We start from the raw sequence: 14,821 nt of genomic DNA on the forward strand, positions 1-14,821 counted from the left end.
GTCAACCCGGTATCCCGGCGGCGAGCAGCTCCACGAAGCCGACGTCCTCGTTGGCCACGCCGAACACCTCGGCGCGGAGCATGGTCCGCTCGGCCCAGGCGCGGTGCGGCTTCACCTCGTTCATCTTGTTCGTGTAGGCCGAGCGAAGTACACCCCCGCCGCCGCGTTCCGGCCGCAGGATGTCCTGGGCGTCGGAGAACTCCTCGTGACTGACGACGGACAGCGCGTGCACGGGGATGACGTGGGACGGGTGGATGCAGGTCTTGCCGAGCAGCCCGTTGGCCTGGTCTAGGGAGATCTCTCTCAGCAGGCCGTCCATGGCGTGCTCGATGAGCCGGTTGCGCAGTTCCACGGCCTGCTCCTCCAGGAAGGGGCTGGTCCGCAGCATCGGCTTGAACATGCGCTCGGGGACCCGGAAGTACTCCCAGACCGGTCCGGTCACCGTGAACCCGGTGCCGTCGGCCCTTCCGAGCATGTTCACCACGTCGGCGATGACGGAGGCGATGATCTGCACGTCGTAGGCGGTCATGTCGGGGGCCCGGCGCAGCCCGTAGGAGGAGCAGAAGTCGGTGACCCCGAGGCGCAGCGCCAGCACCTTGTCGCGGTACTTGTCGACGGCGCGGGCGATGCCCTCCAGGGCGTCCACGCGCGTCTCCCGGTACATCAGCTCGGGCGTCTCCAGGACCGGCATGCCGAAGAGCCGGCGGCCGCTGCGCAGCGTGGCGCCGTCCAGGGCCTGCAGGAAGGGGATGCCGCGCTCCTCGGTGAACTTCGGGAACACGAATCCGGACAGCAGCGACACGCTCGCGCCCAGCCGCCGCACCAGGTCGGAGATCTGCTCCGGCTCCCGCACCCGGATGAAGAGCAGCGGCAGCTCCACGCCTGCCCGCTCCCGCTCGGCCAGGTCCGCGAACTGCCTGACGAGGTTCTCCTCGCCCGCCTCCACGTCCTCGTCGCCGATGGAGTCCTCCAGGCACAGCACCATCGAGACCACGCCGAGTGCCGCCTGTTTGACGATGTCGTCGGCCAGCCGCGGCCGGGTGGCCGGGCTGTACAGCGTGGCGCCCAGGGCCGCGGAGAGCAGCCGGGCCGGGGAGTCGGCGGTGAACTCGCACGGCTCCTGGTGGAAGAGGCGCTGCCGCACCTCAGGTGCGATGTGCCCGAAATGACGCATAGAACTCCCCCGTGGCGTGGGCCGAGCCTGTGAAATTGGTAAAGGGTGGCCGGTAATAGTACGTACAAAGCCATGTCGGGGGTTCCCGCAGGGCATGAATTTCAGGTAACCCGCCTGTGTCGGCCGCGAGGCACCCCGCATTGTCGTGACCAGGACCGAGAGGGCAGGATGACCGCATGACGCACGCGATGCTGAAGGGGTCGAACGTCCCCGTGGAAGCCACCACGGTCCGGGCCGTGCTGCGCTGGACGCCCGGGCAGGGGGTTCCGGACGTCGACGCCTCGGCGCTGCTCCTCGGCCCCGACGGACGTGTGCGCTCCGACGAGGACTTCGTCTTCTACAACCAGCCCCGGCACCCCTCCGGGAAGGTCTGGCGGCTCGGCAAGAAGCGGGTGGCCGAGGGCCTCACCGACACGATCCAGACAGATCTCCCCGGTGTCGAGTCCAACGTCGGCCGAATCCTCCTGGTCGCATCGGCGGACGGCGTCCCGTTCGAACACGTACCCGCCCTGCGCATCCTGCTGTACGACGCCGCCGCGCCCGACGCCGAGGCCCTGGCTCATTTCGACATCAAGCCGGAGACCGGCGCCGAGACGGCCCTGATCTGCGGAGAGCTGTACCGCAGGGGCGAGGGCTGGAAGTTCCGCGCCCTCGGCGAGGGCTACAGCAACGGCCTCAAGGGCCTGGCCACGGACTTCGGCATCTCGGTGGACGAGTCCGAGTCGATGGAGGAGCCCTCGGCGTCCCTCCCGCTCCCGCCCGAGCAGCCGACCTCGGTCCCCACCCAGCCGGCCTACGGCTACCCGCAGCCGGCCTCACCGGCCCAGCCGTCGGCCTACGGCTACCCGCAGCCCGCGTACACCCAGCAGCAGCCCCAGTCGGGCTACGGCTATCCCCCGCCGGCCCCGATCCCGGTGGCGACGATCCCGAACTCGGACTTCAGGCTGCCTCCGCAGGGGCCGCAGTTCGTCGGGCGGTGACCGTCCCTACCGCTCCGCCTTCGTCTTGTAGCCCCGCCCCCACTGCAACCCCCACCCGTACAACCGGTCCAGCTCCCCCTGGAACCCGTACACGAACTTCACCTCGCGCCGGACGAGCAGCTCGCCCTTCACGTTCTCGATCATCACCACCGCACACGACCGGGCCTGCGGATGCCGTTCGTCGAGGCCTATCTCGATGCGCGGCCCGTTGCTCGGGTACAGCGTGACGATCGCGTGGGTGCGGTCGAACGCCGGCGTCTGGTCGTAGATGTACACGAAGACCAGCAGCCGCTTGATGTCTTCCCGGTGGTCGAGGTTGACGTACATCGTCTCGCCGGACGCCGACCCGAACCGGTCGTCGCCGCTGAGCTTGACGTACGGCGGTGCGTTCACGTCCCCGAGCAGCCCGCCCAGCGGCTGGACGACGCCCTTCGTCCCGTCGGCCAGCTCGTAGAGCGCTCCGAGGTCGAGGTCGACGTTGACCATGCTCTGCCCGTGCCCGATCACCTCCGGCGGCCTGAGCGCCTTGAAGGGGTGCCGCAGCAGGCTCGTGCGCTGTTCGCCGTCGAAGTCGGACGTCCGCATCCGCCAGCTCAGGTTGATCCGCAGGTTGCCGGTGGCCGCGCCCTGCTTGGTGAGGGACACCTGCTGGTGCCGCCTGGTGAGCTCGATGGAGTTGGACGCGGCGCTGCCCGAGTCGAACTCGGCCGCCTTCCCGCCCAGCAGCCCGTCGAAGAAACCCATTCCCGCCCCCAGTAGCTCCTGTCAACGCCTCAGGGCGGCCGACCGGGTCGGCCGCCCTGAACAGAGCGTTCCTCGTCGAGGAGGGTGTCACACCCTCCGTTTTCGGCCCGGCGTGCCGGGTCAGACCCCGGACGGGACCTCAGTCTTGTCGTTCGATCCCGCGTTTCCCTCGGCTTCCGCGAGCCGCTGGTTGCGTCGTACGGAGGACCAGAACGACCAGCCGATCAGGACGACGCCGACGAGACCGGTGATGACCTCGTTGATCTGGTACTGGATGGTGACCATGAGGATCACGGCCAGCGCGCCGATGGCGTAGTGGGCGCCGTGCTCCAGGTAGACGTAGTCGTCCAGGGTGCCCTGGCGGACCAGGTACACGGTGAGCGAACGGACGTACATGGCGCCGATGCCGAGGCCCAGGGCCATGAGCACGATGTCGTTGGTGATGGCGAAGGCGCCGATCACGCCGTCGAAGGAGAACGACGCGTCCAGGACCTCCAGGTAGAGGAACATGAAGAACGCGGCCTGGCCTGCCAGCAGCACCGGCGACTTCTTCTTGCCGCTGCGTTCGGCCTCTTCCTCCTCCTCGTGCTCGCGTTCCTCCTCGGCTTCGAGGCGGTCCTCGAAGAAGCCGGAGAGGCCACCGACGATCATGTACGTGATCAGGCCGGCGATACCGGCGATCAGGACCGTCTGCGCCTTGTCGGTGTGGCCGCCGCCGTGCTGGTGGGCGTGGGTGGCGAAGGTGAAGGAGGTGATCAGCAGGACGATCAGGGCGATGCAGACCGCCAGCATGTCGACCTTGCCGAGCTTGGCGAGCGGGCGCTCGATCCAGCGCAGCCACTGGATGTCGCGGTCCTCGAAGATGAAGTCGAGGAAGATCATCAGCAGGAACATACCGCCGAAGGCGGCGATCGCCGGGTGGGCGTCGGTGACCAGTTCCTGGTAGCGGTCCTTGTTGTTGAGCGCGAGGTCGACGGCCTCGATGGGGCCCATCTTGGCGGTCACCGCGACGATGACGACCGGGAAGACCAGCCGCATGCCGAAGACCGCGATGAGGACGCCGACGGTGAGGAAGATCTTCTGCCAGAAGGCGTTCATCTTCTTCAGGATTCCGGCGTTGACGACCGCGTTGTCGAACGACAGGGAGATCTCCAGGACGGCGAGGATCGCCACGATGCCGAAGGCCTCCCACCCCCCGTAGAAGACCGCGGCGACCAGGCCGAGCGCGGTGATCGCGAACGACCAGCCGAAGGTTTTCAGAAGCACTGGCTACCCAATCTTGTGTGTACGGGTCTCGCTCGCGCCGTACTCGGCTTTACCTACTGTTGACCACGAAGTGTAGAGGGCGCCGGTGTCCTGCGGGCGGGGCGGGCCCTACATCCGGACCGAGGGGTGCTACGAGACGTTCACACCGAAGTCGAGCGCGATGCCGCGCAGACCCGAGGCGTAGCCCTGGCCGACGGCCCGGAACTTCCACTCGCCCTGGTAGCGGTAGAGCTCGCCGAAGATCATGGCGGTCTCGGTGGAGGCGTCCTCGGACAGGTCGTAGCGGGCGAGCTCCTGGCCGTCGGCCTGGTTGACGACCCGGATGAAGGCGTTGGAGACCTGGCCGAAGGTCTGGCCGCGCTCGTCGGCCATGTGGATCGAGACCGGGAACACGATCTTGTCGCAGGTGGCCGGCACCTTGGGCAGGTCGACCAGAATCGATTCGTCGTCCCCCTCGCCCTCACCGGTGAGGTTGTCGCCGGTGTGCTCCACGGAGCCCTCCGGGCTCTTGAGCTGGTTGTAGAACACGAACCACTCGTCGCCGAGGACCCGCCCGCCCTGGCACAGCAGTGCGCTGGCGTCCAGGTCGAAGGGGGCGCCGGTGGTGGAGCGGGCGTCCCAGCCGAGTCCGATCATGACGTTGGTGAGGTTCGGTGCGGCCTTCGAGAGGGAGACATTGCCCCCCTTGGCGAGCGTGACGCCCATGATGCTGGTCCTCCCCTAGCGGTGTTTCTCCGGTTGTCCTGCACGTCCGGCGCCGACCGTAAACGGTGCGGCGCCGGACAGAGCGGACTTTCGAACGCCCCGGGGCGTTCACCTGGCTCAGACGTTGACGCCGAAGTCCTGGGCGATGCCGCGCAGGCCGGAGGCGTAGCCCTGGCCGATGGCGCGGAACTTCCACTCCGCGCCGTTGCGGTACAGCTCGCCGAAGACCATCGCGGTCTCGGTCGAGGCGTCCTCGGACAGGTCGTAGCGGGCAATCTCGGCGCCGCCGGCCTGGTTGACGACGCGGATGAACGCGTTGCGGACCTGGCCGAAGGACTGCTGGCGGTTGTCGGCGTCGTAGATCGACACCGGGAAGACGATCTTGTCGACGTCGGCGGGGACCGTGGCCAGGCTGACCTTGATCACCTCGTCGTCGCCCTCGCCCTCACCGGTGAGGTTGTCACCGGTGTGCTCGACCGAGCCGTCGGGGCTCTTGAGGTTGTTGAAGAAGACGAAGTTCTGGTCGCTGGCGACCTTGCCCGCCGAGTTCAGCAGCAGTGCGCTGGCGTCCAGGTCGAAGTCGGTGCCGGTGGTGGTCCGGACGTCCCAGCCCAGACCGACGAGGACCGCGGTCAGGCCGGGGGCCTCCTTCGTCAGCGATACGTTGCCGCCCTTGCTGAGGCTGACTCCCACGAGTCCTCCCATGTGTGTCCAGGGGCGGGGAGCCCCGTCGTGCTACGGATACCGGATCAACGACTCGATCCTAGTGACGGGTTCCCGCCGCACGCAGGCCCTGGACCCCTAAGAATCACGGGGTGTCGGCCATGCGGACCCCTAGGGGTCACAGCGCGTCGAGCGCCGTCACGTACTCGTTCAGGTCGCGGGCGTCCGGCAGGCCGTTGACCACGGTCCAGCGCACGACGCCCTCCTTGTCGATGACGAAGGTGCCGCGCACGGCGCAGCCCTTGGCCTCGTCGAAGACGCCGTAGGCGCGGGAGGTCTCGCCGTGCGGCCAGAAGTCGCTCAGCAGCGGGTACTCCAAGCCCTCCTGCTCGGCGAAGACGCGCAGGGTGTGGATGGAGTCGTTGGAGACCGCCAGCAGCTGGGTGTCGCGGTCCTCGAACTTCGGCAGGTTGTCGCGCAGCTCGCACAGCTCACCGGTGCACACACCCGTGAAGGCGAACGGGTAGAAGAGCAGCACCACGTTCTTCTCGCCGCGGAAGTCGGACAGCTTCACGGCCCGGCCGTGGTTGTCCTTGAGCTCGAAGTCGGGCGCCTTGTCGCCGACCTGGATCGCCATCGCTGCATCCCTTCGTAAGGGTCTGTTCGGGTGAGGACACCCTATGCGGCGGCTCCTGCGCGGCGATCACGGCAGGACCGGTGGACGGACCGGCGCCCGGTCCGTCCACCGGTGCGGCTCAGCGCTTCTTGGCGGCGGCCTTCGGCGTGTTCAGCCGGCTTCCGTTCCAGTCCTTGCCCACGCTGACGCTCTTGGTCTGCGAAAGGCCGGCGGTCGTGACCGCCTCGCCGATGTCGCTCGGCTCGACGTAGCCGTCGCGGCCGGTCTTCGGCGTCAGCAGCAGGATCGAGCCACCTTCTTCGAGGAAGCCGAGGGCGTCGACCAGCGCGTCCGTCAGGTCGCCGTCATCCTCACGGAACCAGAGCACCACGGCGTCTGCCACGTCGTCGTAGTCCTCGTCCATCAGCTCGTTGCCGATGGTCTCTTCGATGGACTCGCGGAGCTCCTGGTCGACGTCGTCGTCGTAGCCGATCTCCTGGACCACCTGGTCTGGCTGGAACCCCAGCCTGACGGCAGGGGTGGTCCGCTCCTCCGCGTGGTCCGCGGTCGCGCTCACGGGTTGCCTCCTGATCATGTCTTGGTGATGAACTCAGCCACGCGCGTGCGCGAAGCATTGGCCGTAGTCCACACGGGCGGGACGGATCGCGCAAGTACCCGGCCGTTCGGACCGCCGAAACGGTGACGATCCCGGCCGTGTCGCCGCAACTCCCGGCACCGTATCGCGGACGGGCGTGACACACACCACTCCCTTTTGCCCGCTATGCCGCTTTCGGAATCATCCTCACATACGGCGGTCGAACGAGTTTGCCAAGCGCGTCACACCCCGGGCGTATCGTTGCGTTTTGGCCGGTCGCGAGTTACCTCACGGTAGAGATGACGTGCGCTGCCCCGGGGTGGACGATGGACAGCGGTGCAGGCCAAGCGCAGGAAAACAGTGCGAACAGTACAAACAGGGAAAACAGCGATAACAGGGAATCAGTGCCCCTCTGACAGGTAAGGAACAGCGTGGCTTCCGGATCCGATCGCAACCCGATCATCATTGGCGGCCTTCCGAGTCAGGTTCCTGACTTCGACCCCGAGGAAACCCAGGAGTGGCTCGACTCGCTCGACGCCGCCGTGGACGAGCGCGGCCGGGAGCGGGCCCGCTATCTGATGCTCCGCCTGATCGAGCGCGCCCGCGAGCGGCGCGTCGCGGTGCCCGAGATGCGCAGCACGGACTACGTCAACACGATCCCGACCCGGGCCGAGCCGTTCTTCCCGGGCAACGAGGAGATCGAGCGCAAGGTCCTGAACGCGACCCGCTGGAACGCCGCGGTGATGGTCTCCCGCGCCCAGCGCCCGGGCATCGGCGTCGGCGGCCACATCGCCACCTTCGCGTCCTCGGCCTCCCTCTACGACGTCGGCTTCAACCACTTCTTCCGGGGCAAGGACGACGGCCTCGGCGGTGACCAGGTCTTCTTCCAGGGGCACGCCTCCCCCGGCATCTACGCGCGCGCGTTCCTGCTCGACCGGCTCAGTGAGACCCAGCTGGACGGCTTCCGCCAGGAGAAGTCGAAGTACCCGGACGGCCTCTCCAGCTACCCGCACCCGCGCTCGATGCCGGACTTCTGGGAGTTCCCGACGGTGTCGATGGGCCTCGGCCCGATCGGCGCGATCTACCAGGCGCGGATGAACCGCTACATGCACGCGCGCGGGATCGCCGACACCTCCAAGTCGCACGTCTGGGCGTTCCTCGGCGACGGCGAGATGGACGAGCCGGAGTCGCTCGGCCAGCTGTCCATCGCCGCCCGCGAGGGCCTGGACAACCTGACCTTCGTCGTCAACTGCAACCTGCAGCGGCTCGACGGCCCGGTGCGCGGCAACGGCAAGATCATCCAGGAGCTGGAGTCGGTCTTCCGGGGCGCCGGCTGGAACGTGATCAAGCTGGTCTGGGACCGCACCTGGGACCCGCTGCTCGCCCAGGACCGCGACGGCGTCCTGGTCAACAAGATGAACACGACCCCCGACGGTCAGTTCCAGACCTACGCCACCGAGTCCGGCGCGTACATCCGCGACCACTTCTTCGGCGACGACCAGCGGCTGCGCGCCATGGTCGAGCACATGAGCGACGACCAGATCCTGCACCTGGGCCGCGGCGGCCACGACCACCGCAAGATCTACGCGGCGTTCAAGGCGGCCACCGAGCACCGGGGCCAGCCGACGGTCATCCTGGCCAAGACGATCAAGGGCTGGACGCTGGGCCCGAACTTCGAGGGCCGCAACGCCACGCACCAGATGAAGAAGCTGACGGTCGCCGACCTCAAGGGCTTCCGGGACCGCCTGCACCTGCCGATCTCCGACAAGGAGCTGGAATCCGGCCTGCCGCCGTACTACCACCCGGGCCGGAACTCGGAGGAGATCCAGTACATGCACGACCGGCGCAAGGGGCTCGGCGGCTACGTCCCGACCCGCGTCGTACGGTCCCAGCCGCTCGCCCTGCCGGACGACAAGACGTACGCGACCGTGAAGAAGGGCACCGGCCAGCAGTCCATCGCGACCACCATGGCCTTCGTGCGCCTCCTCAAGGACCTCATGCGGGACAAGGAGCTCGGCCGCCGCTTCGTACTGATCGCGCCGGACGAGTACCGCACCTTCGGCATGGACTCCTTCTTCCCGAGCGCGAAGATCTACAACCCGCTCGGCCAGCAGTACGAGGCCGTCGACCGCGACCTCCTCCTCGCCTACAAGGAGTCACCGACCGGCCAGATGCTGCACGACGGCATCTCCGAGGCCGGCTGCACGGCCTCCCTGATCGCGGCGGGCTCGGCCTACGCCACGCACGGCGAGCCGCTCATCCCGGTCTACGTCTTCTACTCGATGTTCGGTTTCCAGCGCACCGGCGACCAGTTCTGGCAGATGGCCGACCAGCTGGCGCGCGGTTTCGTCCTGGGCGCGACCGCCGGCCGTACGACCCTGACCGGCGAGGGCCTCCAGCACGCGGACGGCCACTCCCAGCTGCTGGCCTCGACGAACCCCGCCTGCGTCGCCTACGACCCGGCGTACTCGTACGAGATCGCGCACATCGTCCAGGACGGCCTGCGCCGCATGTACGGCGGCGACGCCGAGCACCCGCACGGCGAGGACGTCTTCTACTACCTGACCGTCTACAACGAGCCGATCCAGCACCCTGCCGAGCCGGCCGACGTCGACGTCGAGGGCATCCTCAAGGGCGTCCACCGGATCAGCGCGGCCACGGCGGGCACGGTCCCGGCGCAGGTCATGGCGTCGGGCGTGGCGGTCCCCTGGGCGATCGAGGCCCAGAAGATCCTCGCCGAGGACTGGAACGTGAAGGCCGACGTCTGGTCCGCCACCTCCTGGAACGAGCTGCGGCGCGAGGCCGTGGCTTGCGAGGAGCACAACCTGCTGCATCCGGAGGAGGAGCAGCGGGTGCCGTGGGTGACGCAGAAGCTGAGCGGCGCCGAGGGTCCGTTCGTGGCGGTGTCCGACTGGATGCGCTCGGTTCCGGACCAGATCGCACGCTGGGTGCCGGGCACGTACCAGTCGCTGGGCGCCGACGGGTTCGGCTTCGCCGACACGCGGGGCGCGGCGCGCCGCTTCTTCCACATCGACGCGCAGTCGATCGTGGTCGCGGTGCTGACCGAACTGGCCCGCGAGGGCAAGCTCGACCGCTCGGTGCTCAAGCAGGCCATCGACCGGTACCAGCTGCTGGACGTCACGGCGGCGCACCCGGGCGCGGCGGGCGGCGACGCGTAGCCGCTGCGCTCGGCTTCGGCCGACAGGTGGTGGGGAGCTGCGGGCCGGCGGGGGCTGGTCGCGCGGTTCCCCGCGCCCCTTCGGGGCGCGGATGTTGCCTACGATGCGCACATGAAGGAACAGCCCGCACAGGCCCGTTGGGAGCAGGTCACCCAACGGCCCTTGCTGGCGCTCGCGGTGGTCTTCGCCGCCGCCTACGCGCTGCCGATCGTGGACGGTTCCGCGGGGCATGTCCTGACCGCCGCGTGCACGGTGACGGAATGGGTGGTGTGGGGCTCCTTCGCCGTGGACTACCTGATACGGCTGGCCCTCGCGCCCCGGCGCAAGGAGTTCGTGCGGACGCACTGGATAGACCTGTGCGCGGTGGTGCTGCCGCTGCTCCAGCCGCTGCGGCTGCTGCGGCTCGTCGCGACGCTGATGCTGGTGGGGCGGCGGGCGCGGATGGCCTCGCAGATCCGGCTGACGACGTATGTCGTCGGCGCGGTCGTCGGCCTGCTCATGTTCGGGTCGCTGGCCGTGCTGTCGGTGGAACGCGACTCGCCGAACGGGAACATCCGGACGCTGGGTGACGCGCTGTGGTGGTCGTTCACCACGATGACGACGGTGGGATACGGGGACCACGCGCCGACGACCGGGCTGGGCCGGATGATCGCGGTGGGCCTGATGCTCTCGGGAATCGCCCTGCTGGGTGTGGTGACGGCGAACATCGCGACGTGGTTCATCGCGCGGTTCGAGAAGGACGACGTGGAGGAGCGGCGGCAGACGGAGGCGATCGGGATGCTGACCGAGGAAGTGCGGGCGCTGCGCGCGGAGGTGGTTGCGTTGCGCGAGGAGGTGGGGCCTGAGGTAACGGCGTTGCGCTCACCAGCGCTTGCCGGGTGCCGCTGCGCCCACCCGTGCCGCCTGGAAGTCCCCCCAGGCCTTTCGGGCACTGGGGGAGGCACGACTGCCCGCAACTAGGAGCCCCGTAAGGGGCGCGGGGAACTGCGCGGCCAGCCCCCACCGGCCCGCAGCCGAACGACCCGGCCCAAGCCCCCCTTCGGCCCCACCGCCGTAGGCGGACGCGCTGCCCCCCTCCGGCAGCGCGCCGCGGCCCTGCTGTCCTCCCGTGCCCTGCGGAGGACTTGACCCACTGTCACCTGCGGCGCCTGCCGAGGGCGAGGAATCTTTAGCGGAGTCACCCTGATAGGGGAACTTCGCCCACAGAAACCGGACATATCGGCCCGGCGCGTTGCGCTAGATGTGGCCCACGCCCGCACCCGCGTCCGCGTGCTCGCCGCGCTTCGTGAACAGCGCGACCAGGATCGCGACCGCCGCCACCCCCGCCGCGACGAGCGAGGCCAGGCTCATGCCGGAGATGAACGTGTCGTGGGCGACGCCGGAGATCTTCGCGGCGATCTCCGCGGGCGTGCCCTCGGCGACCGGCGCGACCCCGACCTGGACGGCTTCCGAGGCCTGCGCCAGCTGCGCGTCGGTCAGCTTCGGCAGGCCCGCGTCGGCCCAGTTGCCCGGCAGGTCGCTGTCGACCTTGGAGGCCATCACGGCGCCGAGCACGGCGGTACCGAGGCTGCCGCCGATCTGCATCGCGGCCTGCTGGAGGCCGCCCGCCACACCGGAGAGCTCCATCGGCGCGTTGCCGACGATGACCTCGGTGGCGCCGACCATGACCGGCGCGAGGCCGAGGCCGAGCAGCGCGAACCAGAGGGACATCAGCGCGCTGCCGGTGTCCGCCTTCAGCGTGGACATGCCGTACATGGCGATCGCGGTGGCCGCCATGCCGCCGGCCAGCGGGATGCGCGGGCCGAGCCTGGTGATCGCCGCGCCGGCCAGCGGGGAGCCGACGATTATCATGCCGGTGAGCGGGAGGAGGTGGAGACCGGCGTCGACCGGGTCCATGCCGTGCACGTTCTGGAGGTAGAACGTCACGAAGAACAGGCCGCCCATGAAGGCGATGGCCATCAGGACCATGAGCACGACGCCCGCCGAGAGCGGGACCGAACGGAACAGGCCGAGCGGGATCAGCGGCTCCTTGACCTTCGTCTCCCAGAAGGAGAAGAGGGCGAAGCCGAGGACGGACGCGGCGATGAACGTCCAGGTCTTGCCGTCGCCCCAGCCCCAGCTCGGCGCCTTGATGAGCGCCCAGACCAGGCAGAACATGGCGCCGGAGAGCAGGGCGATGCCGAGCAGGTCGAAGGAGCGCGGGGCGCTGTATCCGTTTTCCGGGCTCCGCCCGAGGGCGGCGCGGTGGTCGCGCAGGATCGTCACGCCGAGGACCAGCGCGACCGCGCCGACCGGCACGTTGATGAAGAACACCGACTGCCAGCTGACGTGCTGGACCAGCACACCGCCGAGGATCGGGCCGCCCGCGGTGGAGGCGCCGATGACCATGCCCCAGATGCCGATCGCCATGTTGAGCTTCTCGGCCGGGAAGGTGGCCCGCAGCAGGCCGAGCGCGGCCGGCATCAGCAGCGCGCCGAACAGGCCCTGGAAGACGCGGAAGGTGACGACCAGGCCGATGCTGTCGGAGAGGCCGATGGCCCCGGAGGCCGCGGCGAAGCCGACGACGCCGATCAGGAACGTCTGCCGGTGGCCGAAGCGGTCGCCGAGCTTGCCCGCGGTGATCAGGGCGACCGCGAGGGCGAGGAAGTAGCCGTTGGTGATCCACTGGACCTGGGCGAAGGTGGCGCCGAGGTCCTTCTGGATCGCGGGGTTGGCGATGGCCACGATGGTGCCGTCGAGGGCGACCATCATGACCCCGACGGCGACGGTGATCAGGGTGAACCAGGGATGGCCGCGCAGGCCGGCGGCCGGCGGCCGGTCCGGGAGGGCTGCCGGCGCCCTGTCCCCCGACCCCGCCGTGTCGATCGTGGTCTGACTAGTCATACGTTCGAGGCTAATGACAGCCACTGACAGTTGACAAACAATTTCACTAGTCAGTAACTGTCAGGTATGGAAACGCTGCGCGAACGCAAGAAACAGCGCACCCGGGACACGCTGCTGCGGTCCGCGCTCGAACTGTTCGTGACCCAGGGGTACGAGCACACCACCGTCGACGAGATCGCCGCCTGCGTCGACGTCTCACAGCGCACCTTCTTCCGCTACTTCGCCAGCAAGGAGGAGGTGGTGTTCTTCGTGCCGCGGCTCACCGAGGAGCACTACGTCGAGGCGGTGCGCCGCCGCCCGCCGGAGGAGCCCCCGCTGGAGGCGCTGCGCCGGTCGGTCATGGACAGCTGGGACACCATCGAGGAGGCCATCGAGCGGTACGTGCCGGTCGAGCTGTTCCTGCGCACGTACAAGATGATCGAGGCGACCCCGGCCCTGTTCGCCGCCCGCCTACGGCGCCAGGCGGAGACGGAGGAGGAGATCGCGCGGATCGTCGCCGAGCGGGAGGGTGTCGACCCGGACACCGACCCCCGGCCCCGGCTCGTGGTCGCCGTCTTCGGCGCGGTCGTCCGGGTCACCGAGCGGCACTGGTCGGTCGGCGACGACTTCAGCGTCACGGCGATCCGCGAACTCACCGCGTCGTACCTCGATCAGGTGGGACCGGCGCTCACCGGGCACTGGCGCGAGAGCTGACTCCCCATCACACAGGGCCGAGACGGACCTCACGTTTGCCGAAACGTGATAACTGTCACTCAGTTACCGCGAGACCCCTTCGTTCTCCTAGTGTGTCCTCCCAGTGACTTCCTTCGACACCTCCCCGCCCCTCAACGTCTGGCGCGCGCTGCTTGCCCTGGCCGTCGTGTTCGTGATGCTCGCGACCACCGGCTGGACCGTCCTGCGCGCACACCGGGAGACCACCGCGCTGCAGGCCTCTCTCACCAAGTGGGAGCACGGCAGCGTGCACGGCCTGCACCTGCCGGACCCGAAGGCGTCGCCCGCGCTCCTCACCCGGTTCTTCGCGTCGCTCACCGCGCAGGAGCGCGACCGGCTCGTGCACCGTTACCCGCTCGCCGTGGGCAACATGAACGGCGCCCCGGTCGAACTGCGCTACCGCGCCAACGACATCGCCCTCGACCAGCAGCGCGTTGTCGAGAAGAAACGCATGCACGACCCACGGCTCAGCGCGGCCGGGCAGCAGGACGCCGGCCGTCGTATGCACCGCTACGAGGCGCTGATGGCGAAGGGCCGGCAGATCCTCGCCTTCGACCCGGACGGCAGCGGCCGGGTCGCCGAGGTGTTCGGCGACCTCACGAAGGCCGAGCGGATCTCCGTCGTCGTCCCCGGTGTCGACACCGACCTGCTCACGTTCCAGAAGACGAACCGCCAGTACAGCGCGCCCGTCGGCATGGCCAAGGCGCTGTACCGGGCGGAGCGCACGGCGAGTCCCTCGACCCGTACGGCGGTGATCGCCTGGGCCGACTACACCGCGCCCGACGGGCTCGGTGTGGGCGCCGCGACGGGCACGGCCGCCGAGCAGGGTGCCGTACGCCTCAACGCGCTGCTGCGGGCGCTGCCCGGCGAGGCGCCGGTGTCGATGTTCTGCCACAGCTACGGCTCGGTGGTCTGCGGGGTGGCCGCGCACGCCATGCCGGACCGGGTGGCCGACATAGCGGTGGCCGCGAGCCCCGGGATGCGGGTGGAGAACGCCTCGCACCTGGACACCGCGGCCCGGGTGTGGGCGATGCGGGACGCCTCCGACTGGATCCAGGACGTTCCCTATCTGGAGTTCGGCGGACTCGGCCACGGCGCCGACCCCGTCTCCTCCTCCTTCGGCGCCCGGGTGCTGTCGGCGCACGACGCCAAGGGCCACGCCGGCTACTTCGAGCCGGGCACGGACAGCCTGCGCAACCTCGCGGACGTCGGGGTCGGCGCATACGGCGCGGTGACCTGCGCCCACGACGATGACGGGTGCCGGGCAGGTTTGTCCGGCACGTTGGCGGACGGACGCGCGTAGAG

General features: G+C 69.0%; 13 protein-coding genes. 5 read left to right on the plus strand and 8 right to left on the minus strand.

The annotated features are described in order from the left end of the window. Window position 1: 1 nt before the first annotated feature. Window positions 2–1,174 (minus strand): HpcH/HpaI aldolase/citrate lyase family protein, encoded by a 1,173-nt coding sequence (locus tag ACFZB3_RS38745; RefSeq protein WP_391385005.1) that lies wholly within the window; start codon window positions 1,172–1,174, stop codon window positions 2–4. Window positions 1,175–1,350: 176 nt separating this feature from the next. On the opposite strand from ACFZB3_RS38745, the gene ACFZB3_RS38750 reads away from it, so the two are divergent. Further along, window positions 1,351–2,154 carry a TerD family protein gene (locus tag ACFZB3_RS38750; protein WP_391385009.1) on the plus strand — a complete coding sequence of 268 codons (804 nt, stop codon included), beginning with the start codon at window positions 1,351–1,353 and terminating at the stop codon, window positions 2,152–2,154. Window positions 2,155–2,160: 6 nt separating this feature from the next. Here ACFZB3_RS38750 and ACFZB3_RS38755 read toward each other — a convergent pair whose 3' ends face one another. The 6 genes from ACFZB3_RS38755 to ACFZB3_RS38780 all read right to left on the minus strand — a co-directional run bounded on the left by ACFZB3_RS38755 (window position 2,161) and on the right by ACFZB3_RS38780 (window position 6,725). Continuing rightward, on the minus strand, window positions 2,161–2,898 hold the full coding sequence (locus ACFZB3_RS38755) for a Tellurium resistance (RefSeq protein ID WP_391385011.1): 738 nt from the start codon (window positions 2,896–2,898) through the stop codon (window positions 2,161–2,163). Window positions 2,899–3,018: 120 nt separating this feature from the next. Continuing rightward, window positions 3,019–4,164 (minus strand): DUF475 domain-containing protein, encoded by a 1,146-nt coding sequence (locus ACFZB3_RS38760; protein ID WP_391385013.1) that lies wholly within the window; start codon window positions 4,162–4,164, stop codon window positions 3,019–3,021. Window positions 4,165–4,293: 129 nt separating this feature from the next. Next, complete coding sequence (locus tag ACFZB3_RS38765) at window positions 4,294–4,869, minus strand: TerD family protein (protein WP_093503514.1); 576 nt, start codon at window positions 4,867–4,869, stop codon at window positions 4,294–4,296. A 117-nt stretch (window positions 4,870–4,986) separates the two neighbouring features. Next, window positions 4,987–5,562, minus strand: a complete 576-nt coding sequence (locus ACFZB3_RS38770) for a TerD family protein (RefSeq protein WP_391385019.1) — start codon at window positions 5,560–5,562, stop codon at window positions 4,987–4,989. 148 nt (window positions 5,563–5,710) lie between these two features. Beyond that, the gene (locus ACFZB3_RS38775) at window positions 5,711–6,169 is read right to left on the minus strand and encodes a peroxiredoxin (RefSeq protein WP_388910645.1); all 459 of its coding nucleotides are present in this window, start codon (window positions 6,167–6,169) and stop codon (window positions 5,711–5,713) included. A 118-nt stretch (window positions 6,170–6,287) separates the two neighbouring features. After that, on the minus strand, window positions 6,288–6,725 hold the full coding sequence (locus ACFZB3_RS38780; protein WP_207921612.1) for a DUF3052 domain-containing protein: 438 nt from the start codon (window positions 6,723–6,725) through the stop codon (window positions 6,288–6,290). A gap of 449 nt (window positions 6,726–7,174) precedes the next feature. Between ACFZB3_RS38780 and aceE the strand changes: the two genes are divergently transcribed. Next, entirely contained in the window at window positions 7,175–9,922 is a 2,748-nt protein-coding gene (gene aceE, locus ACFZB3_RS38785) for a pyruvate dehydrogenase (acetyl-transferring), homodimeric type (RefSeq protein WP_391385022.1), read from the plus strand. A gap of 111 nt (window positions 9,923–10,033) precedes the next feature. Continuing rightward, the gene (locus ACFZB3_RS38790) at window positions 10,034–10,882 is read left to right on the plus strand and encodes an ion channel (RefSeq protein WP_391385025.1); all 849 of its coding nucleotides are present in this window, start codon (window positions 10,034–10,036) and stop codon (window positions 10,880–10,882) included. A 276-nt stretch (window positions 10,883–11,158) separates the two neighbouring features. On the opposite strand, the gene ACFZB3_RS38795 is transcribed toward ACFZB3_RS38790, so the two are convergent. Next, the gene (locus ACFZB3_RS38795) at window positions 11,159–12,805 is read right to left on the minus strand and encodes a DHA2 family efflux MFS transporter permease subunit (RefSeq protein WP_391385028.1); all 1,647 of its coding nucleotides are present in this window, start codon (window positions 12,803–12,805) and stop codon (window positions 11,159–11,161) included. A 66-nt stretch (window positions 12,806–12,871) separates the two neighbouring features. Here ACFZB3_RS38795 and ACFZB3_RS38800 point away from each other — a divergent pair, with 66 nt between their 5' ends. Both ACFZB3_RS38800 and ACFZB3_RS38805 read left to right on the plus strand, forming a co-directional pair. Beyond that, a complete protein-coding gene (locus tag ACFZB3_RS38800) occupies window positions 12,872–13,498 on the plus strand; it encodes a TetR family transcriptional regulator (RefSeq protein WP_391385033.1) in 627 nt (208 codons plus the stop codon). Between the two features lie 103 nt (window positions 13,499–13,601). Beyond that, window positions 13,602–14,819 (plus strand): alpha/beta hydrolase, encoded by a 1,218-nt coding sequence (locus ACFZB3_RS38805; protein WP_391385036.1) that lies wholly within the window; start codon window positions 13,602–13,604, stop codon window positions 14,817–14,819. Window positions 14,820–14,821: the final 2 nt, after the last annotated feature.

It is taken from the genome of Streptomyces sp. NPDC008092 (assembly GCF_042957285.1).
GTDB lineage: Bacteria > Actinomycetota > Actinomycetes > Streptomycetales > Streptomycetaceae > Streptomyces.

Bases quoted from the DNA above. Each gene is read 5' to 3' on its own strand.
- ACFZB3_RS38775 (WP_388910645.1), bottom strand. From the start codon at position 6,169: ATGGCGATCCAGGTCGGCGACAAGGCGCCCGACTTCGAGCTCAAGGAC.
- ACFZB3_RS38750 (WP_391385009.1), top strand. From the start codon at position 1,351: ATGACGCACGCGATGCTGAAGGGGTCGAACGTCCCCGTGGAAGCCACC.
- ACFZB3_RS38765 (WP_093503514.1), bottom strand. From the start codon at position 4,869: ATGGGCGTCACGCTCGCCAAGGGGGGCAATGTCTCCCTCTCGAAGGCC.
- ACFZB3_RS38745 (WP_391385005.1), bottom strand. From the start codon at position 1,174: ATGCGTCATTTCGGGCACATCGCACCTGAGGTGCGGCAGCGCCTCTTC.
- ACFZB3_RS38790 (WP_391385025.1), top strand. From the start codon at position 10,034: ATGAAGGAACAGCCCGCACAGGCCCGTTGGGAGCAGGTCACCCAACGG.
- ACFZB3_RS38755 (WP_391385011.1), bottom strand. From the start codon at position 2,898: ATGGGTTTCTTCGACGGGCTGCTGGGCGGGAAGGCGGCCGAGTTCGAC.
- ACFZB3_RS38800 (WP_391385033.1), top strand. From the start codon at position 12,872: ATGGAAACGCTGCGCGAACGCAAGAAACAGCGCACCCGGGACACGCTG.
- ACFZB3_RS38795 (WP_391385028.1), bottom strand. From the start codon at position 12,805: ATGACTAGTCAGACCACGATCGACACGGCGGGGTCGGGGGACAGGGCG.